The 21987-nt window shown below is 46.1% G+C and carries 16 protein-coding genes; 15 read left to right on the plus strand and 1 reads right to left on the minus strand.

The window, feature by feature from the left end; all coding sequences use genetic code 11:
• Window positions 1-3: 3 nt before the first annotated feature.
• The 6 genes from J2Z28_RS27370 to J2Z28_RS27395 all read left to right on the plus strand — a co-directional run bounded on the left by J2Z28_RS27370 (window position 4) and on the right by J2Z28_RS27395 (window position 5501).
• Window positions 4-1116 carry a Gfo/Idh/MocA family protein gene (locus tag J2Z28_RS27370; RefSeq protein ID WP_211085306.1) on the plus strand — a complete coding sequence of 371 codons (1113 nt, stop codon included), beginning with the start codon at window positions 4-6 and terminating at the stop codon, window positions 1114-1116.
• A 201-nt stretch (window positions 1117-1317) separates the two neighbouring features.
• A complete protein-coding gene (locus J2Z28_RS27375; RefSeq protein WP_017687548.1) occupies window positions 1318-2286 on the plus strand; it encodes a sugar phosphate isomerase/epimerase family protein in 969 nt (322 codons plus the stop codon).
• A 24-nt stretch (window positions 2287-2310) separates the two neighbouring features.
• Entirely contained in the window at window positions 2311-3039 is a 729-nt protein-coding gene (locus J2Z28_RS27380) for a ThuA domain-containing protein (RefSeq protein WP_017687549.1), read from the plus strand.
• Between the two features lie 331 nt (window positions 3040-3370).
• The gene (locus J2Z28_RS27385) at window positions 3371-3667 is read left to right on the plus strand and encodes a winged helix-turn-helix transcriptional regulator (protein ID WP_074096966.1); all 297 of its coding nucleotides are present in this window, start codon (window positions 3371-3373) and stop codon (window positions 3665-3667) included.
• Between the two features lie 191 nt (window positions 3668-3858).
• A complete protein-coding gene (locus tag J2Z28_RS27390; protein WP_053061615.1) occupies window positions 3859-4590 on the plus strand; it encodes a hypothetical protein in 732 nt (243 codons plus the stop codon).
• A gap of 197 nt (window positions 4591-4787) precedes the next feature.
• Window positions 4788-5501, plus strand: a complete 714-nt coding sequence (locus J2Z28_RS27395) for a hypothetical protein (RefSeq protein WP_017687552.1) — start codon at window positions 4788-4790, stop codon at window positions 5499-5501.
• 89 nt (window positions 5502-5590) lie between these two features.
• On the opposite strand, the gene J2Z28_RS27400 is transcribed toward J2Z28_RS27395, so the two are convergent.
• Window positions 5591-6307, minus strand: a complete 717-nt coding sequence (locus J2Z28_RS27400; protein WP_036614443.1) for a Crp/Fnr family transcriptional regulator — start codon at window positions 6305-6307, stop codon at window positions 5591-5593.
• Window positions 6308-6737: 430 nt separating this feature from the next.
• On the opposite strand from J2Z28_RS27400, the gene adhE reads away from it, so the two are divergent.
• From adhE to nagZ, 9 genes are all read left to right on the plus strand, one after another.
• Window positions 6738-9350: a bifunctional acetaldehyde-CoA/alcohol dehydrogenase gene (gene adhE / locus J2Z28_RS27405; protein WP_211085307.1), complete on the plus strand. Its 2613-nt coding sequence runs from the start codon at window positions 6738-6740 to the stop codon at window positions 9348-9350.
• Window positions 9351-10142: 792 nt separating this feature from the next.
• Window positions 10143-12401, plus strand: coding sequence for a formate C-acetyltransferase (pflB, locus tag J2Z28_RS27410; protein ID WP_211085308.1), 2259 nt, complete (start codon window positions 10143-10145; stop codon window positions 12399-12401).
• Window positions 12402-12490: 89 nt separating this feature from the next.
• Window positions 12491-13243: a pyruvate formate-lyase-activating protein gene (gene pflA, locus J2Z28_RS27415; RefSeq protein WP_211085309.1), complete on the plus strand. Its 753-nt coding sequence runs from the start codon at window positions 12491-12493 to the stop codon at window positions 13241-13243.
• 223 nt (window positions 13244-13466) lie between these two features.
• A complete protein-coding gene (locus J2Z28_RS27420) occupies window positions 13467-14834 on the plus strand; it encodes an ABC transporter substrate-binding protein (RefSeq protein WP_211085310.1) in 1368 nt (455 codons plus the stop codon).
• Window positions 14835-14885: 51 nt separating this feature from the next.
• The gene (locus tag J2Z28_RS27425; protein ID WP_211085311.1) at window positions 14886-15770 is read left to right on the plus strand and encodes a carbohydrate ABC transporter permease; all 885 of its coding nucleotides are present in this window, start codon (window positions 14886-14888) and stop codon (window positions 15768-15770) included.
• Entirely contained in the window at window positions 15770-16600 is an 831-nt protein-coding gene (locus tag J2Z28_RS27430; RefSeq protein WP_211085312.1) for a carbohydrate ABC transporter permease, read from the plus strand. The genes J2Z28_RS27425 and J2Z28_RS27430 overlap by 1 nt, the downstream gene beginning before the upstream one ends.
• Window positions 16601-16632: 32 nt before the next feature.
• A complete protein-coding gene (locus J2Z28_RS27435) occupies window positions 16633-18468 on the plus strand; it encodes a cache domain-containing sensor histidine kinase (protein ID WP_211085313.1) in 1836 nt (611 codons plus the stop codon).
• Window positions 18465-20096, plus strand: a complete 1632-nt coding sequence (locus J2Z28_RS27440) for a response regulator transcription factor (protein ID WP_211085314.1) — start codon at window positions 18465-18467, stop codon at window positions 20094-20096. Before J2Z28_RS27435 ends, J2Z28_RS27440 begins: the two co-directional genes overlap by 4 nt.
• A gap of 28 nt (window positions 20097-20124) precedes the next feature.
• Complete coding sequence (gene nagZ, locus J2Z28_RS27445) at window positions 20125-21771, plus strand: beta-N-acetylhexosaminidase (RefSeq protein ID WP_211085315.1); 1647 nt, start codon at window positions 20125-20127, stop codon at window positions 21769-21771.
• The last annotated feature ends 216 nt before the right edge of the window (window positions 21772-21987 follow it).

The following is a 21987-nucleotide window of genomic DNA, read 5'->3' on the forward strand; positions in this document are numbered from 1 at the left end:
ACAGTGGAGAAAATGAAAGCAGGCATCATCGGGTGTGGTAACATCAGCGCCATCTACTTGGAAAATCTCAAAAACAACCCGGTCATTGAAGTCGTGGCTGTTGCGGATTTGATTCGTGAACGCGCTCAGGAACGGGCAGATGAATTTAATATCGCAAACGTTTACAATGTAGATGAGTTGCTGCAAAATAACGAAATTGAACTTGTGTTGAACCTTACGGTTCCTGGAAGTCACGCCATGACCGATCTGGCTGCACTCGAAGCAGGCAAACATGTGTATGCCGAGAAGCCGCTGGCAATTTCTCTTGAGGATGGTCGCAAGGTTGTTGAGTTGGCTGAGGAAAAGGGATTGTATGTTGGTTCTGCACCGGATACCTTCCTTGGTTCAGGCATACAGACAGCTCGTAAAGCCATTGAGGATGGGCTCATTGGCAAGCCGGTTGCAGCGACTTCATTCTTTATGGGTGGAGGACCAGAAGCTTGGCATCCTAATCCGGAGTTCTTTTATGTCGCAGGTGGCGGACCGATGTTTGATATGGGACCCTACTACCTGACCGCTCTGATTACGCTGCTTGGATCGATTCGCAGAATCAGTGCCTCGGCAGGGATACAGATTGCAGATCGCAAGATTGGCTCTGGGCCAAAGGAAGGTACAGCGCTGCAAGTAGAGACGCCTACCCACTTGGCAGGAACCATTGATTTTGCAGAAGGTGCCATTGCAACCATGATTACCAGTTTCGATATTCGCGGAGCTTCGGATCTGCCACGTATTGAAATCTATGGTACAGAAGGTACGCTTAGTGTACCGGACCCCAATTATTTTAACGGGGAAGTGAAGGTTCGCAGATACGGTCAAGACACTTGGGAGACGGTCAAACCAGTCTTCGAAAGTGGACAAAACGAACGAGGCATCGGCGTAACCGAAATGGTTGAATCCATTCGTGCCGGACGGGAACACAAAGCCAGTGGCAAGCTTGCTTATCACGTTCTGGAAGCCATGCATTCATTCCAGCGTTCTTCACTCGAAGGCAAGCACATACATCTGGAGAGCAGCTATGATTCTTTTGCAGTAACTCGCACAGTTCAAACTGAGATTGAAACCGTGGAATCCCACTAGTCTGAGTAATAAGTGTTCGAAGCTTGATGCTCTTACGAGTGAAGCAGAATAACCAGTATTCTTACGTTCAATTTCAGGATAGAAACACTCTCGATTTTCCACACTAATCAAACAGGCATGTGATCTGAACGGTAATGGTATACAGTTCAATATTCATGAATTCAGCAATCATACGATATCTAATCCAGGGAGGAATCGCACTTGAAACTCGGCGTATTTTTGGTACTATTCGGAGGACGTAAATTGGAGGATGCTCTGGATTATGTAGCATCCAAGGGATTAAAAGCAGTAGAGATCGGAACAGGCGGACATCCAGGCAATGCACATTGTAAGCCAGATGAGTTGTTAAGCAATCCTACAGCATTGAAAAACTTCAAAAATGCAGTGGAATCACGCGGTTTGACGATCAGTGCACTCAGCTGTCACGGTAACCCGCTACATCCGCAAAAGGATATTGCCAAAGGATTTCACGATGATTTTGTTAAATCGGTAGAACTGGCTGAGAAGCTGGAAGTACCTGTAGTGAATACATTCTCCGGTTGTCCGGGAGACCATGAGGATGCTAAATATCCGAACTGGCCTGTTGCACCATGGCCAAATGACTTCCAGGAGATCCTGAAGTGGCAGTGGGAGAACAAAGTGATCCCTTACTGGACAGAGTGGGGTAAATTTGCAGCAGATCGTAACGTAAAAGTTGGATTGGAGCTGCACGGTGGATTCTCCGTTCATACTCCAGCTACCTTGCTGAGATTGCGTGAAGCAGCAGGTGAAGTGATCGGAGCCAATCTGGACCCAAGTCACATGTGGTGGCAAGGTATTGATCCGGTTCAGGCAATTCACATCTTGGGACGTGAAGGAGCCATCCATCACTTCCATGCAAAAGATACAACAATTGATCCGGTAAACGTGAACAAACACGGTGTAACGGATATGCAGGACTATACCAATATGCTGGATCGTGCTTGGCAGTTCCGCTCGGTTGGTTATGGACATGATAACAAGACTTGGGCAGATATTATGAGTGCCTTGCGTCTGGTCGGATATGATTATGTAGTAAGTATTGAGCACGAAGACGGTCTGATGTCGGTTGAAGAAGGATTCTCTAAAGCCGTGCAAAATCTCCAGCAAGTATTGATCGAAGAACCGCTGGGCGACATGTGGTGGGTTTAGAGCTACACTAGGGGGAAATTGAATATGATCAACGTCACCATTTGGAATGAATTTGTCCATGAGAAAATTCACGATGAAGTAAGGGAAGTCTACCCGGATGGTCTGCATCGAGCACTGGCTGACGGACTTGGCGGCGAAGGCTTTGCTATTCGTACAGCTACACTGGATCAGCCTGAACACGGATTAAGTGATGAAGTGCTGAATTCCACAGATGTGCTCATATGGTGGGGACATATGGCACATGATCGCGTAAGCGATGAGATCTCACAGAAGGTTGCGCAGCGAGTGCTGAACGGCATGGGGATGATTGTGCTCCATTCAGGTCATTTCTCCAAACCATTCAAAGCGCTGATGGGAACAAGCTGCGATCTGAAGTGGCGTGTAGCTGACGAGCAGGAAATTGTATGGTGTGTTAACCCATCTCATCCGATTGCGGATGGCATCGAAGGCAAGATTGTATTGGAAAAAGAAGAGATGTACGGTGAATTCTTCGATATTCCAGTACCGGATGAACTGGTGTTTGTGAGCAACTTCCAGGGTGGGGAAGTATTCCGGAGCGGATGTACGTTCCGGCGTGGTGAAGGTAAAATCTTTTATTTCCGACCAGGTCATGAGACGTATCCGACCTATTACAAACCGGAAATATTAAGAGTGATCAGCAATGCTGTGAAATGGGCATATCCTGCCCGCAGCTTTAAGCCGGAATTTGGCAAGAGCGAACCTGTAAGACCATTTGGTGGCGTGCTGGTCTAATTCACTAACTCAATCGTGTAATGGAAATTATAAGTTTTATTCAAAAAGAACCCTTCTCCGAGTCATTGATGACTGTGGCAGCTGGGTTCTTTTTGGGTAAGATAGTACTATGGCGAAGTTATACGATATTTCCCATGGTGACGACGTAGCGTGTAATGTATACTGGGATGTATGATCCATTTTGGATGATATGCTTCTAAAATTTAAACTTTTTAGTTGCAGGCGTTTTCTTTGAAGCTTAAATATGTTATTATGAAATATACTAACAAAATGTAAGTTGATTTGAGTGATCTCTAAAGAGGTGATTAATGTGGAAGGTCAAGACTTGCGGATGTGTCCGCGTTTTGAGACGGCGTTTTCTTTTTTGGGCAAGCGCTGGAATGGTTTAATTATTCAAACATTGATGAGTGGTTCGAAGCGATTCAAGGATATCTCCAATCTGATTCCATCCATGAGTGATAAGATGTTATCCGAACGGATGAAAGATCTGGAGAGTGAAGGTATTCTGGTTCGTCACGTCTATCCCGAGACGCCAGTTCGTATTGAATATGAACTGACGGATAAAGGTAGAGCGCTCCAGCCTGTCATGAATCAAATTCAAGACTGGGCTGAGCAGTGGGTTGACTAACGCATAAGCATCACCCACTTTCGTTGCATGAGTGACATAGACTCCTGATTTCCGTGGAAATCAGGGGTTTTTGTCTTAAGTATTATGTTGATCGGCGTTTTTCTCTTGGGCTATGCACATGTTGTCATGAGTTGTAGTATAATCTATAGAAAATGGCCACAGACGGCCGGAGCGAAGGAGGCCCACTTGTCATGAGAGAAGAAAGCTTATCCCGTAAAGTACGCTACGGCAAAAAAGATATTGCGGAACTTGAGAGCGCATCCATTCAGGTACATCTAATCTACAAAAAAGCTGCGGAGTTGTTTAAGCGCACAGCATATTCGCGTTCGGTTAAAGATGATTTTGCCGAAGTGAATACGCATTCTGTGAACAGCGATGGTCCGAAATTAGCTCCGGCGGTGCTGCAAAAATGGATTCAAACGTCCAGGGGCTGGAAGTGTATCGGATGTGAGCTGGGACAACCTGATTCAACGATGTCTCAGATGGAAGAAACAATCCATGGAAAGCAATTGGTTCTGGATGTGGGAGAAGGTCGATTGGTTCAGGCAGAAATGCTGATTCAGGCGGTTGTCTGGTCTCAATATGAGAAGATTCGAATGTTTGCACCATGGCTTGGTGATGAACCCTTTTATAGCGTGCAGGAACTGGATGTCATTGCCCGTTATATTGTGCCTACCTATTTCTCGGAACGGCCTTTGCATGAGCAAGGCAAGGTATTCAAGGTACATCAACAATATGGTCAGATTCCGTTGTATCAGGAGTATGTAGATGCACCTACATTTTGCGTACAGGTGGATGGTGGATTGCTTGAAGGGCGATTGCTGACAGGTGTATATGTATCTGAGGAGCAGTTCTTCGGGCTTAATCCATATCTGAAAGATGGAGATGGAGGACGGACATACATGCAGGCTAGTGTCCAATGATAACGTAACCAATGAGAACATAAAAATGATATAGATTGGAGAGCCTGTGTGCAGGCTCTCTTTCTTGTACAAGCCTTATTTGGAGGCGGTACCCTATAAAAGTAACGGCTTTGACACTTTTTTTTGCCGAAAGTTGTGCCATAATAGAGGTTATGGACAACAGGGTGAATGATTTTACGCAGGGTGGTGTTACCTACATGATGAAGAAAATCCCCGGTTACATAGGTGTATGTTTGCTCCTACTGGCGATCTTGGCTGGTTGTAGTGAGACACAGCCTTCTGAGCAGCCAATTGTCAAAGAGACAGAAACAGCGAATACAATCACAGTGGCTGTAGATGGCAGTACGTTTTTGCCTGATGCAACAAAGTCCATTAAGCGAGATTTTAGTGAGGGTTTGACACTCAAAAAAGCATTACTCAATAGCGGACTGGTTGATTTTACGGCAGATGGCAAGCGGATTCAATCCGTGGGTGAAGTTTCTCTGGATTCTTCGCTGAGCTGGGCTGTCAAATTAAACGGCAAGGATATTGAACAGGAAGATTGGGACATGGAGCTTCATGCCAAAGATGAAGTGATCATTTACGTGAAAGCCGCTGACAGTGGGGGGGATGGCGTTGCATATCAGACAACGTTACTCAAGGTTAGCGGTGGAAACATTATGCCAACCCTTAATCGTCAATATGCCGGCGTCTACGTTCAGGAGTGCACAGTTCGTGATGTGTTGAAGTCCAGCGGCATTGTAAGAATGTCGGAGAATAACAAATTTGTCGTTTCGGTCGAGAATGTCACGCCTCGTATGAATGAGCGGTGGGTCATTATGGTGAATGACAAAGAATTAATGGAAAATGGTCTGGACATGAAATTGAATCCACGTGATGCGGTAAAGCTTGAATTGACCAATGCATCCTAAGTATACCAAGAAGCCCAATCTCTTTTTAGAGAACTGGGCTTTTTTTCATTAAATATATATAAGCAATTTCCGATTAGCATAGTCAAATATTAAATACGACAGATCTCGTTCGGGCAAAGCTCACAGTGACAGATCCCTTGCAGCATCTTCAGATCTTTGATGACAATCATGCCATTGTCATATTCAATCCCATCTTTCTTACGTAGGTCGCTTAACATGCGGTTTACACTTTCACGAGTGGCTCCAATCATATTGGACAGGTCCGTGTGGGTAATTTTTTTGTGAATAATGACATGCTCTCCATGAGGCTCACCATACGAATTCGACAACCGAATGAGGGTGGAGCAAAGTGCACCCGGTTTGCCATATAACATGAGATCCCGGAATTTGGTCTGTGTCAACCGGTGGTGGATGCCCATCCATTTCATAAAATCGATCGCGAAGTCACAATGCTGGCAGATTAACATCTCCAGGTCTTTATGCTCCAGTACACCGATCTCACTGTCCTCCAATACTTCCGCTGAGAAGCTGTGTTTAGAGCCAAAGAAGGGATCAGCCTGCCCAATCATATCACCGGATTGATACATGTACATGATCAGTTCCTTGCCTTCATCCGTGGATTTGGTGATCTGGGCACGGCCCCGTTTCATATAATAAAGTTTGTCAGAGATGTCGCCTTCCCAGTACAGATGTGTACCTTCCGGATAGGTTCTATCTTTCATGGTAACCAGCAGATGGTTGAAATTTGCTTCCGAGAAACAGTTAGTATTACCGCGCTTTTCCAGTACAGTTGTTAGTTCTCTCATAAGTCTATCTCCCCTTTATGTCCATCGGACGACCTTCTGTAGTAAGCAGTAGCCTCCGAGGTTCGCCGCAAACCGTTGCCGTCCTGATCAGGGTCATCTCGGCCGGGAGGAAGGACGGTACAAATTGCGGTGGTTCAATTTTTAAGTTCAGTATATACCTAATCTTACCGTTTGAGGGGGAAGGAAAGGGGGCAAAAATGACGAAATTTCAAACATTGTGATAAAATTCACTTTCGATGGAGAGGATGAATTTTACAGCCCTATATTTTAAATAGGAAGTGAAAATGGTCGTATGAAGGACACTACAAAACTTAAATTAAATTTGTTATACTTTGTGAAAAAAATCACATAATTAAGTTTATTGTCATGTTACGATGTGAATGTAAACGAGAGAGACAAACTAATACGAACCTTTAGGAGGATGAGGGAGATGGCTGTAAAGAACGAAGTCGCCCCAGCAAAAGAACCGACAGCAGGTCAGTATATTCAAACGTTAATCGACAAAGCGAATAAAGCACACGCCGCATTCATGAAGATGGACCAGAAGCAGATTGACCGGATTGTGCAAGCGATGGCGCTTGCGGGTCTGGATAAACACATGATGCTCGCCAAGATGGCCGTAGAAGAAACAGGCCGCGGAGTGTATGAGGATAAAATCACCAAAAATATATTTGCAACAGAATATGTGTACCACAGCATCAAGTATGATAAAACCGTAGGTGTGATTGAAGATAACGAGTATGAAAGCTTCCAGAAAATTGCGGAGCCGGTCGGCATCATCATGGGTATTACACCCGTCACGAACCCAACATCAACGACGATGTTTAAAGCATTGATTTCCATCAAGACGCGTAACCCGATCATCTTTGGTTTCCACCCATCTGCACAGAATTGTAGCCGGGAAGCTGCTAAAATCCTACTGGAAGCGGCTGTGAAACATGGTGCACCAGCGGATTGTATTCAGTGGATTGATGATCCTTCCATGGATCGTACAAACGAACTGATGAATCACAATGATGTGGCTCTCATTCTGGCAACAGGCGGATCAGGCATGGTACGTGCAGCGTACAGCTGTGGTAAACCTGCACTGGGCGTAGGACCGGGTAACGTTCCTTGCTTTATCGAGAAAAGCGCGGATATCAATCAGGCAGTGACGGATTTGATCCTGTCCAAGTCTTTCGATAACGGCATGATCTGTGCTTCCGAGCAAGCGGTCATCATTGAAGAACCGATCTTTGATCAAGTGAAGAAAAAAATGATCGCAAATGGCTGTTACTTTGTTAACAAAGATGAAGCAGCAAAATTGACAGCAGGTGCGATTAATGCCGAGAAATGTGCGGTGAACCCGGCGATTGTTGGTCAATCTGCGGTAAGCATTGCAAAATTGTGCGGTATTGAAGTTCCAGCAGGCACCAAAATTCTCGTGGCCGAGATTGAAGGAGTAGGTACAAAATTCCCATTGTCGGCTGAGAAATTAAGCCCGGTGCTGGCTTGTTACAAAGTTAAAACGGCAGCAGAGGGAATTGAACGTGCAGCAGAAGTGGTTGCTTTTGGCGGCATGGGTCACTCCTCGGTTATCCACTCAACAAATGAAGAAGTGATCGGCAAATTCGCAGATCGTCTGCAAACAGGACGGATTATTGTGAACTCACCATCCACACACGGTGCCATCGGGGATATCTACAACACAAACATGCCGTCGTTGACACTGGGATGCGGATCATACGGACGTAACTCGACTTCTTCCAACGTAACCGCTGTGAACTTAATCAATGTGAAAAGGGTGGCTCGCCGTACCGTGAATATGCAATGGTTCAAAGTGCCGAACAAAGTCTACTTCGAAAAAGGGGCAACACAGTATCTTGCCAAAATGCCTGACATCACACGTGTGGCAATTATTACGGATGCCATGATGGTGAAGCTTGGATATGTTGAAAAGGTAGAACACTATCTGCGTCAACGTCAAATGCCGGTAGCGATCGAAGTATTCTCCGATGTAGAGCCCGATCCGTCCACAACGACGGTAGATCGCGGAACAGAAATGATGCGCCGCTTCCAACCGGACTGCATTATCGCACTCGGTGGTGGATCACCGATGGATGCTGCCAAAGCCATGTGGTTGTTCTATGAGTATCCGGACACGGACTTTAACGATCTGAAACAGAAATTCATGGATATCCGCAAACGGATCTACAAATATCCACGTCTCGGCGTAAAAGCGAAATTTGTAGCGATCCCAACCACATCCGGTACAGGTTCTGAAGTGACATCGTTCGCGGTTATCACAGATAAAAATCAAGGTAACACCAAATATCCATTGGCCGATTATGAGCTGACACCAGACGTAGCGATTGTCGATCCGGAGTTTGTATACTCCCTGCCTAAAACAGCGGTTGCCGATACAGGTATGGACGTATTGACGCATGCGATTGAAGCTTATGTGTCTGTCATGGCGAATGATTACACGGATGGACTTGCGATCAAAGCAATCCAACTGGTGTTCCAATACCTGGAGCAATCTGCGCTGCAAGGCGATAAACTGGCACGTGAAAAAATGCATAATGCTTCCACGATTGCAGGTATGGCGTTTGCCAATGCATTCCTGGGCATTAACCACAGCTTGGCGCACAAATGGGGCGGTCAGTATCACACCGCACACGGACGCACCAATGCAATCCTGATGCCGCACGTTATTCGTTACAACGCAAAAAAACCGACCAAATTTGCATCGTTCCCGAAATATTCACACTTTGTAGCGGATGAGCGATATGCCGAAATCGCCCGCATCTTGGGATTGCCTGCTCGCACGACAGAAGAAGGGGTAACCAGTCTTATCAATGCCATCCGTAACCTGAACAAAATCTTGGGCATTGAAGAATCGTTCCAGGAAATTGGATTTGATGCAAAAGACTTTGAAGCACATGTAGATTATCTGGCAGACCGTGCCTTCGAAGACCAATGTACAACTGCCAATCCGAAGTTGCCGCTGGTAACTGAACTGGCTGATGTATACCGCAACGCTTTCTACGGAAAGTTTGAATAACAAATTTAGAACGAAGCGTGCCTTACGGCAAGAAGATCAGGGTTCCCCGAGAGGGGAGCCCCGATTGCCGTCTTTCACACAATAAAGAAGAGGGCAGAGAAACAGAAGAGCAAAGCATCTGTTTTTCAGGGTTTATTCTAAGATTTGGTATGCTCCGAGCATAGAGGAGCAAAGGGTTCTATAGAGGTTACACGGAATCCGTGATGTGGCCGTTTGAGCCAGATGTTCACACAATAACGGAGTGGGCAGAAAAACAGAAGAGCGAAGCACCTGTTTTTCAGGATTTAATCTAAGATTTGATTTGCTCCGAGCATAGAGGAGCAAAGGGTTTTATAGAGGTTACACGGAATCCGTGAGGTGGCTGTTTGAGCCAGATGTTCACACAATAACGGAGAGGGCAGAAAAAACTGAAGAAGCGGAGCGTTCGCCTTTATCCCCGGATTTTCCCCTTTGACATATAAAATTGAAAAAATCCGGGGATAACAGCGATCGGAAGTTGTTCTGCCCGCGCAGTGGCTAAGTGTGAAACTAAATAGGGTTCAATAGGACACAGCGCAGGTGGAGTGAGTTAGTTCACTGGCTTTGTGACAAAAATCACAGATGATGAAAGCCCCAAGTCGTATACTGAAAATGTAAGAAAAACATTCATCCCGCGGTTCCGGTTCCCAAGTAGAGAGAACATGTTCCGGTTTATGTGAAACAATTCACATTAAGCGCGGCTCTGGGCACACAATGCTACGAATGAAGCAAGATGTTATGTGTCCAGAAATCCAAATTAGTGGAGGGATTACGATGTCGGTGATTGAAAAAGATGTCAAACAACAAACAGGTTGGAGAAACTTTACCAAAGGAACATGGACCAAATCCGTAGATGTGAATGATTTTCTGGCACACAACTTGTCTCCGTATTACGGCGACGAAGCATTTCTCGCAGGTGCAACTCAGAATACCAAAGAATTGTGGGAGATCGTATCTGATCTGACCAAAAAAGAACGGGATAATGGCGGTGTCCTTGATGTTGATGTGAACACACCAGGAACTATTGTTTCTCACCAACCCGGTTATCTGGATCAATCCAAAGAGCAGATTGTCGGCGTTCAGACCGATGCTCCGTTCAAACGTTCCATTCAACCAACAGGCGGAATTCGCATGATGATTGACGCATGTGAGGCATATGGCTTTGAAATGCCACAGGGCGTCATTGATATATTTACAAACATTCGCAAAACACACAACCAGGGTGTATTCGATGCTTATACTTCCGACATGCGTGCAGCGCGTAAAGCAGGAATTATTACAGGTCTGCCAGATGCTTACGGCCGTGGCCGGATCATCGGTGACTATCGTCGTGTAGCTTTGTACGGGGTAGACTTCCTGATTCGTAACAAAAAAGGTGAACTGAATGCACTCGAAGTTGATGTTATTGATGAAGATGTCATTCGTCTGCGGGAAGAATTGTCTGAACAGATTCGTGCATTGCAAGAATTGAAACAATTGGGCGATATGCACGGGTTCGATATGTCCTTGCCAGCGACAACAGCAAAAGAAGCGTTCCAATGGTTGTACTTCGGTTATCTCGCTGCGATCAAAGAACAGAACGGTGCTGCGATGTCACTGGGACGTGTATCTTCTTTCCTGGATATCTACATTGAACGTGACCTGCAAGAAGGGATTCTGTCCGAAGAACAGGCTCAGGAATTGGTTGACCATTTTGTAATGAAACTGCGGATTGTCAAATTCCTGCGTACACCGGATTACAACGAACTGTTCAGTGGAGATCCAACATGGGTGACTGAGTCCATCGGTGGTATGTCCGTGAATGGTGAAACACGTGTAACCAAAAACAGCTTCCGGTTCCTGCATACACTGCACAACTTGGGTCCTGCACCAGAACCGAACTTGACTGTTCTCTGGTCCACGAAACTTCCAGAAGCTTTCAAAGATTATTGCAGTAAAGTATCCATCGAAACCAGCTCAATCCAGTATGAAAATGATGATCTGATGCGTCCAATCTACGGTGACGATTACGGTATTGCTTGCTGTGTGTCGGCTATGAAGATCGGGAAACAAATGCAATTCTTCGGCGCTCGTGCCAACCTGGCAAAAGCTCTCCTGTATGCGATCAACGGTGGTCGTGACGAGAAATCCGGAGCACAAGTTGGACCTGAGTATCCTGCCATCACTAGCGAAGTGCTGGATTACAATGAGGTTATGAAACGCTTCAAACCAATGATGGAGTGGCTGGCTAAGCTGTATATGAACACCCTCAACGTCATTCACTACATGCACGATAAATACAGCTATGAGCGTATCGAAATGGCATTACATGACCGTGATATTGTACGTACGATGGCTTGTGGTATCGCTGGTCTGTCGGTTACAGCAGATTCACTGAGTGCAATTAAATATGCCAAAGTAAAACCAATTCGTAACGAACAAGGCATCGCTGTTGATTTCGAAATCGAAGGAGACTTCCCTTGTTACGGTAACAATGAAGACAGCGTAGACAGCATTGCTGTTGAACTGGTCGAGAACTTCATGGGCATGATTCGCAAGCACAAAGCTTACCGTAACGCAGTTCCAACACAATCCGTTCTGACGATCACTTCCAACGTGGTATATGGTAAAAAAACAGGGACTACACCGGATGGTCGTAAAGCAGGTGAACCATTTGCTCCAGGTGCAAACCCAATGCATGGTCGTGACAAAAAAGGTGCACTGGCATCCCTTGGCTCGGTAGCCAAATTGCCTTATGAACACAGTCTTGACGGGATTTCCAATACCTTCTCCATCGTGCCAAAAGCATTGGGTAAAGAGGAGACTACACGTAAATCCAATCTGACTGCGATGATGGATGGTTACTTCGGTCAAAACGCTCATCACCTGAACGTTAACGTATTTGATCGTCAGCAACTGATTGATGCGATGGATCACCCGGAAAACTATCCACAACTGACTATACGGGTATCCGGATATGCCGTTAACTTCATTAAATTGACTCGTGAACAACAGTTGGATGTCATCAACCGTACGTTCCATGGTTCGATGTAAATAATTTGCAAGTAGAAGACCGCTAGAGCTAGGCATTCCAAATCATATTAAACGCACAGCGGATGCGGATACAGAAAGGAAGAGGCAGCATGGTTAACGGACATATTCATTCACTCGAAACTTTCGGGACGGTTGACGGCCCAGGCATCCGCTTTGTGCTTTTTATGCAAGGATGTCTACTGAAGTGTCAGTATTGCCACAACCCTGATACATGGGCGCTGGATGGCGGAAAAGAAATGACGCTTGAGGAGGTACTGGCTGAAATTGAGCCTTACCTGTCTTACTACCGCAGCTCCGGAGGCGGGCTCACGATATCTGGTGGAGAACCAACGTTACAGGCTCACTTTGTAGCCGAAATCTTCAAGGAAGTGAAGCGGCGCTGGGGATTGCATACGACACTGGATAGCAACGGGTTTAACGAACCGGAACGGATTCACGATCTGTTGGATCACACAGACCTGGTTCTGCTGGACCTCAAGCATATTGATGACGCGAAACATATCAAGCTGACAGGCAAATCCAACGAGAGAACGTTGAAAACGGCCAAGTGGTTATCGGATCAAGGTCGGAAAATGTGGATACGCCACGTGTATGTTCCTGGCATTCATAACGAGGAAGAGGATCTGCTTAACCTCGGACGGTTTATTGGAACATTAAATGGTGTCGAGAAGTTCGAAATTCTTCCATACCATCAGATGGGGATCTACAAATGGGAGGCGCTCGGTAAAGTATATCCACTGGATGGAGTTCCTTCACCAAGTGAAGAAGAAGTGGAGCGGGCGTATCGCCTGATCGAACAAGGTCGCCAGGAAACGGCTGGCGTGGCTTGTTCAGGTAAGTAATCTGACCTTTATATATAATAAAAATAATCAACCAAGCAGTCCTTGCGAACATGTTTCGCAGGGGCTGTTTTTTTGCTGTTATCCATTGTAAATGTAATATTATGGGTCCAGTGAAGGATTTTATCCCTCCATTGATGAATTGTCATCCTTACGATGTAAGCTCCGGCTTTTTATAATCAGAGTGTAAAGCCAAATGCTCAATATCTTGAGGAGGGTCAACCAGATGAAAAAAAGAATGACATTACTACTTTCATTATTGCTTATCACTTCATGGACTTTGGCGGGATGTGCAAGCTCAAGTAACGAGCCACAGCAAGGCGCAGGCAATACACCTGTGGAGGAAACAAGTAAGGAACCGGTTGAAATGCTTCTCCGCCACACGCAGGTGGGAGCCGACAAACAGAAAAGACTGGCCATTCTGCAGGATGTTGTGGACAAAGTTGAGGGAGAGATACCCAATCTGACCTTTACGCTGGATGGCGTCGAATCCGATGTGAATCGTAAGGAAAAGCTTCGCGGAGAGATGGCGGCAGGCAACCCGCCGGATATATTTGAACTGTTCGGTAGCCCGGATTCCAAAGTTTATGCCAAGGAAGGTATGCTGCTTGATCTGACCCCAATCCTGCAAGAGCTGGGCATTCAGGACCAGTTTACATCGCTTGAGCCATTTACGTATGAAGGCAAAGTATATGGACTGCCGATTGGCGGTTCGGGCGAAGGTTTTTTCTATAATAAAGAGTACTTCGAACAAAAAGGATGGAAAGCCCCAACGACCATGGCTGAACTGGACAATATACTGGCAGAGATCAAGGCCGATGGCAAAGTGCCGCTTGCTTCCGCATCTAAGGCGGGCTGGGTACCGCTTATGTTAACCAACCACCTGTGGTCCCGGTATGCCGGACCAGAGATCACCGCAAAGTTTGCAACAGGTGAAGCGAAGTGGACCGATCCGGGTGTTGTGCAAGGTTTTGCCAAACATAAGGAATGGGTGGATAAGGGTTATTTCAAAAAAGGTGAACTGGGCTTTGAGTATGCCGAATATACCACGCAATTTACGAGCGGAGAAGCGGTGTTGATGTATGACGGAACATGGAAATCATCTGTATTTAAGGAAGGTCAGAGCGGTGAATCGCTCATTGGCAAGGTTGGATTCTTCAATATGCCTCCGGTAGAGAACGGAGCAGGAGATCAGACGTCTTTGATGCGTGATGTGAACAATGGATACGGATTCTCGGCAGCAGTTGCGGATGACCCGCAGAAGCTGGACGCAGTGAAAGCTTTTATCAAAAATTTCTACAATGAAGATATGCAGATCCGCGGCCTTGTGGAAGATGGTGTGTTGCCTGCCATGAAGCTGGACGAGAAAGTGCTGACCGATAGCATTACCGATGATCTGATGAAAGAAATTGTGGCTGTGCTTAATGCGTCCAAGACGTCGTTCCCGGCATTTGATGCACTCGTTCAGGCCGATGTGACGACAGAAATTAGTAATCTGCAAATCCAGAAGTTGATTGGTGGGCAGACCACCCCAGAGAAAATGGCAGAAGAGTTGCAAAAGGTGCAAGAGGAAGCAAACGCCTCAGTGGAATAAACCAATTCAAGTTGAAACTGCGATCGTTGAAGTGACTGAAGGAGGCTGACCATGAATACTTCACTCCGCAGCCCGTTAATCTATACGTTGTTTGTAATGCCAGCCCTAATTCTGTTTGTAATGTTCTTTCTATACCCTATTGGTAGCTCCCTGTATTACAGTCTGACGAGTTGGAATGGGGTATCGGCTGAGCCACGTTTTGTGGGTTTATCCAATTATGTGAAGGCACTGACCGATGAACGTTTTTGGATTTCCACACGGAATAACGGCTTTTTCATCGGATTTTCGGTACTGATTCAAGTACCCCTGATCGTCCTGTTTTCACTTCTGATTGCCAATGTGAAAAGGCTGAAAGGTCTGTATAAAACCGCTGTTTTTTTACCATCCATCATGTCGACAGCCGTTATCGGTATTTTATGGGGATTCATCTATGAACCGAATATCGGACTATTAAACAAAATACTTCATGTGCTGGGCATCGATCCAATCTACTGGTTATCGGATAACCGATTTGCCATGTTGTCGATCTTGGTGACCAACGCCTGGCAGTGGACGGGATTTTACATTGTCATGGTGTTGGCGGCCATACTGGCGATTCCCCGTGATCTGGATGAAGCGGCTGCAATTGATGGGGCAACGGCAGTACAACGTGCAATGCGAATTACGTTGCCGCTGATCCGGCCGATCATTTCAGTGGTGATCATGTTGTCCATTGCAGGTGCCATGAAAGCAGCCGACATCGTGATTGTCATGACCAAAGGTGGGCCCGCTGGGTCCACCGAGGTTCTGGCGACATACATGATCAAATATGCGATTACCAACTTCAAATATGGTTATGGCAATACCATTGCAGTGCTGATCTTTGCTCTGACGCTTGTGCTCACTGCGGTGTATCAACTGCTGGTGGCGAGGCGGGGCGAGAAGGTGGAATATTGATGGCAAAAAGCATAAGAAGCAGTATACCTCATGTGTTGTTAATGTTGTATTTAATCGCGATTTTGTTTCCCTTTTTATTTGTAATTTTCTCTTCCTTCAAGCAGGATAACAATGAAATCGCCCTGAATCCATTCGGTTTGCCTACAACATGGGAGTTTAACAATTACGTGGAGGCCTGGGTGAATGCCAAGATTGGCACGTATTTCTGGAACAGCCTGTACATTTCGATTTTATCATCGGCGTGTACGATTGCGCTCGGTGCCATGTTTGCTTTTGCGGTAACCCGGATGAGACACCGGAGATGGAGTCTGTTTCTGTACAGCCTGATTCTGGCGGGTATGCTTATTCCTAACAATGCACTTATGCTGCCTATTTATCTGCTTGTTCGCAAAATGGGCATATTGGATACACATCTGGCATTGATCGTGCCCTATGTGGCCAATGCGATCCCCTTTACAATTATTATCCTGGCAGCTTTTATGCGTTCTCTGCCTGGGGAGATTGAGGAAGCGGCGGTCATGGACGGCTTGAGGGCCCCGGGTATCTTTGCTAAAATAGTGATACCTCTTACAGTTCCAGCCATTGTTACGGTTTTTATTGTTAATTTCCTCGGCAACTGGAACGAATTTTTGCTCGCCAACTATTTTTTATCCACCGATAAATTGCGTACGCTGCCAGTGGGCATGGTCCAGTTTCGGGATCAATATCAGATGAACTATGCACAGATGTCAGCAGGTATTGTATACAGCGTTGTACCTGTACTTGTGATCTACGCTATACTCCAGGAGAAAATTATAGAAGGAGTAACTGCAGGTGGTGTCAAAGGTTAATACCATGAACCAGTGAATAGGGAGAACGGGATATGAACTTGCGAATGAAGCTGGCCTTGGCATTTCTGCTGCTGATTATTGTACCGATGTGTGCGCTGGGCATTGGCATGTTTCTGGTCACATCACATACGATTGAGAAAAAATACAATCAACAGGCCGAATATGCGCTTCAGGCCATCAGCTACAATATTGAGAATGTATTTCAGCAGATTAACAATGTGACCGACAACGGGATAGCGACATCGGTTTTTCAAATGGCGTTGAACGCCAAAGATCCGACCAAGCAGGATCTGGGAACCGGTAATCAGTTATCCCTGAATGCCAGCCAGCGCAATTTCCGTTCCCTTCTATATAATTATCCGTTCATTAGTTATGCCTTTTTATATGATTTGCGTTCTTCCGAGAATAACCAGATTGTCTCCATTTTCACCAAAGAAAACTTTCAAGCCCTTCCTTTTCAGCAATTCAAAGTGCATCCCTTATTCAACGAAATTCAGCAACTTAATGGCGTGCCTAAATGGCTCGCACCTCTGGAATATCCCGAATTAACCGGGGGAGAGCCTGTCTTCACCCAGATCAGACTGGTCAAAGAACTCAGTTATTTTCAAAATATCGGCGTGCTTGTTGTTCAGATCAAAAAAGGAGAGATCGACCGGATCTTCCGTCACCTGCAAATCAGCGATTCGGCACAGGATACGTCGTTCCTGTTAATTAACGAAGAAGGGCTGATCGTCTATGATCCTGCAGGTATATATAACGGTGAGAACATGCAAAATCTTGGTGCTGAATCCGGCAGTTACGGTCCCGGTTTTAGCAGTGTCAGAACGGTTTTTGACGGCAAAGAGAGCATCATTTCGCAATATCATCTAAAGAACTATAACTGGAGTCTCGTCAGTGTGACTTCATGGGAAGCCTTATCTGCGGAAACCAATGCCTTTGCCGGTTGGTCTGTCATCATTATTCTGTTATGCCTGCTCGCAGCGATGATCTTTAATCTTTTTTTCATGAATCGCATTACGGGTAACATTGCTGTACTTGTAAGGTTTATGCGTCGTGTGGATGATGGTGATTTTAATGCGAGGGTGGAAGGAAAAGGATTCGATGAAATGCAGCTGCTTGCGCAAGGTTTCAATGAACTATTGGATCGGATCGGGGGATTATTCCGTCGTGTTCGTGCAGAGCAAGAGCAGAAAGCCCAAGCGGAACTACGTGTATTACAGGCCCAGATCAAACCTCATTTTCTGTTTAACACATTGGAATCCATTAATGGATTAGCGCTGCGTGGGGAGGGTCGCAAAGTAAGCGAGATGGTGACCAGACTTGGCAATATGCTTCGTATCAGCATTCAGGATCAGGAGGAGATTCCGCTGGGTGAGGAAATAAGGCATTTGCAGAGTTATCTGGAGATTCAACAGTACAGGTTCAGTGATTTGTTCACCTATGAGATTGACATTCCACCCCATTTATACAGCTCAATTCTGCTTAAGCTTACCCTCCAGCCTCTGGTGGAAAATAGTATTCAACATGGGTTTGAGGGGATCACCTATCCAGGCGTACTGCGGATAAGCGCATATGCAGAACGGGGTCATCTGGTGTTATGTGTTGAGGATAATGGGATCGGTATTCCCCAGGAAATGCTCGCACGATTTGAGTATATGGCAGAAGATCCGCCGGAAGATATGCTCGCGGAAGGGGCGGAATCATTATCGTCCATAACGGAACGCAGGGGATTGGGATTACGAAGTGTGGCAGATCGAATTCGTATTCAATACGGGGCCGGGTATGGCATATTTATATGTTCAGCACCGGGGTATGGCACAGTTATTCGATGCATCATTCCATTATATGAGCAGGAGGAAGCCGGATGAATCTGACTGCAATGCTGGTTGACGATGAGCTGCCGATTCTGGAGAATCTGAACTACATTTTACCCTGGGAAGAGATGGGGATTGAAATCACAGGTACAGCGAGAAGTGGTGTAGAAGCGCTGGGGAAAGTAACAGAAAGTCATCCAGACATTCTCTTGTGTGATATTCGGATGCCGTCTATGGATGGATTGGAACTTATTCGTTTGCTGCGAGAGCAGGGTGAAACGTGTGAGATTATTTTGCTGACCGGCTATCAGCAGTTTGAATATGCTCGAACCGCTATCAAGTATAACGTACATGAATACATATGTAAGCCAATTGATTATTTGAATCTTGAACATAAACTGCGTGAACTTGCTGGGCAGATCCAGAAGAGACGTCAGGAAAACGAATCGCAACGTTATCGCAGCCAAGAGATGGAAAGCTGGATCAGACACAAACAGTTGATTGACCTGTTGCGAGGAGAAGCACCATTGGAGATTGCCTATCCTGCCTCTGTTCCTGAATTCATAACAACTGGTACACCGTATACGTTGCTGCTGGTGGATGCAGTCGGTTATTTTCGCCATTCTATCGGCTGGTCCGAGCTTCAGCATCAACGATGGCATGAGACCGTAAGTTCCAGACTTAGAGAAGTGGCAGAGAGAATTATGGATGACTGTCAGATTCTTTCGACCCGCAAAGGGGAGTGGTGCATCCTGCTGGAGGCATCAGGTGAGTGGAAACGTCGCTCAGAGGAACTGGCCCATCAACTGTGTCTCGAATTAAATGTGATATTGTCCTTGGATTCAAGTGTGAAGGTCAGGGTTGTTCAGGATGATGTGCCCGTGAACCTGGAAAGTAAAATTCTGGAGCGATACCGGCATTGTCAAAAAATACTGATGTCCCATTCGGAGAGTGAAGACAAGGTGCTGAAAGCGAGTTGTCCCGAAACCACCTTATCGTATGATCATACGGCCTCCAAAGGGGCTAACTCATGGATTACAAGAGAAGATCTGGAGTTTGTTACTCGGTGGATTCGTCAAGGGAACAAGCAGGGGTTACGTGATGTGTTGGAGCGGCTTAAACAGCAAATGGGGAATTCAGGACAATCCTTCAACAGGATAGATGAAACCAATCTTCGGTTTATGCTTGTACACATGCTTCGGGAACTGCGTGAAGTACAGGCCCTCGCTGAAGAGCACGAAGTGAATTTTTGGAATGCACTGCAAGGGGCCGTATCCATGAGGGAACTTCTCGAACTTGCAGAGGTCGTTACCCATGCCTGTCAGGGCAAACAAACGCAGCCACGTCCTTCTGTATCGGAACTGATCCTGTCTGCATGTGAGTATATGGATGCACGGCTGCAACAGGACTTGGGAATAGATGAAGTCTCAGATTGGCTCGGAATCAGCCCGGGTTACTTTTGCCAGCTATTTAAAACTCAAATGGGTGTTACTTTTGTAGAATACATGACGCAGAAACGGATGGAAAGTGCCGCTTTATTGTTGACTACAACCGAATGGAGCATTACAGCGATTGGGGAAGCAACAGGTTTCAAGGAGCGCCGTTACTTCTCCAAGGTGTTTCATAAACACTTCCACATGAAACCCTCCGAGTACAGGCAGAGTAAACAATTGGGTTCGTAGTAGCAAGGGAAACGGGAGGAGAGGTCGAATGAAACTCTTGAATGATCTGACATTGGAGCAAAAGGTAGGACAATTGTTGATGTGTGGATTTCACAGTCAGCACGCAGATGAACAGATTACTCGCTTAATCCGTGACTATCACGTCGGAGGTGTCATTTATTTCCGGCGCAATGTCGAAAGTGTAGATCAATTGACACGGCTGTCCGCTGAACTGCAAGATATGGCTGCTGAAGCGGGGGCCCTACCACTCATGATTTCGGTGGACCAGGAAGGTGGCATGGTTGCACGGATTGACCAAGAGGGAATGACCCAAGTGCCGGGTAATATGGCACTTGGTGCGACAGGCAATCCGGAATATACCCTGGAGTGTGCTCAAATTCTGGGTCGTGAGTTAAAAAGCATTGGTATTGATATGAACCTTGCGCCAGTGGTCGACGTGAATAACAACCCGCTTAACCCGGTTATCGGTGTGCGTTCGTATGGTGAACATGCTGAAAGTGTGGCCGCTCATGGCGTAGCAGCCATCACCGGATATCAATCACAGGGCATAGCTGCTACTGCCAAACATTTTCCGGGACACGGAGATACCGCCGTAGATTCTCATCTTGGTATGGTTACGGTACCCCATGATCGAAACAGGCTGGAACAGATGGAGTTGTTACCGTTCCGCAAGGCGATTGAGGCCGGAGTTGATGCTATTATGACAGCTCATGTGATGTTCCCTTCGATTGAGCCCGAGCCCATTCCGGCAACGTTGTCGCATAAGGTGTTAACGGGTCTGCTACGTGAGGAAATGGGTTTTGAAGGCATTATTATTACAGACTGTCTTGAAATGCATGCAATATCCAAGCCATATGGGGTAGCTGAAGCTGCCGTTCGTGCTGTGGAAGCAGGAGCAGATCTGATCCTGGTGAGTCATACCTTGCACGATCAGGTTGCTGCGCTGGAAGGCATATACGAAGCAGTTCGAACGGGGCGCATATCGGAAGAGGTTATTCATCAGGCGTTGGAACGCATTATGACATGGAAAAGAAAGCGCCGTGGGCAGCAAAATGATCATCTTGTTTCGCTGAAAGCGAGTGAAACGTTCGAAGGAGCAGATGCTGAACCTGTTAAAAACAATGAATCCACTGAATCCAGTGATCCCAGTGAATTAAACGAATCAACGCTGTTCATGATTGCTTCAAACAGTATTACCATCGTTCATAATGATGGGCTGCTGCCATTGGACCCAGAGAAGGACGTATATGTCATCTGGCCTGAGGTTGTGCAACGTACAGAGGTGGATGAACCATGGTCTCATACAGAATCGCTGGGTATGGCGCTATCGCAACTGAGAGGCAGAGTTCGTGAGCACAAAATTACTACTCAGCCCACTTATGATGAAGCAGATCGGATATTGGCTGATGTGTCGGAGAGTGAACAAGTTATCGTATGTACGTACACATCGGCAGGTCATCTTCCGAAAGGGCAACAGTATTTGGTTGAAAAGCTTAGTAAAAATCATTCGCTGATTGTAATTGCTCTGCGCAATCCATATGATCTGCTGGAGATTTCGAGGCCGGGAAGTTATGTGTGTACGTATGAGAATACACCTGCAGTTGTTCGGGTACTGTCCCATGTGTTAACCGGTGGACTGCAGCCAACAGGAAGTCTGCCTGTCCGTTTGCGCTAGACCTATTCAATCCTTACATCTCTCTGTGATATGGTGCTGATTGACCATCTCCCAGAGAGATTTTTTTGTTGGAATTTTCTATTGGTTAATTTTGGGATATGAATGCCGAAAAGATAATTGATAGATAACTATTTTCATAGTATTTTCCTTCTATTAAAAGTTTACAATTCTCCTCTTAACTTTTTAGCAACTTTTCCCGGTTCCAAGCGTCTAATA

The sequence above is a fragment of the Paenibacillus xylanexedens genome, assembly GCF_017874615.1.
Classification (GTDB): Bacteria; Bacillota; Bacilli; order Paenibacillales; family Paenibacillaceae; genus Paenibacillus; species Paenibacillus xylanexedens.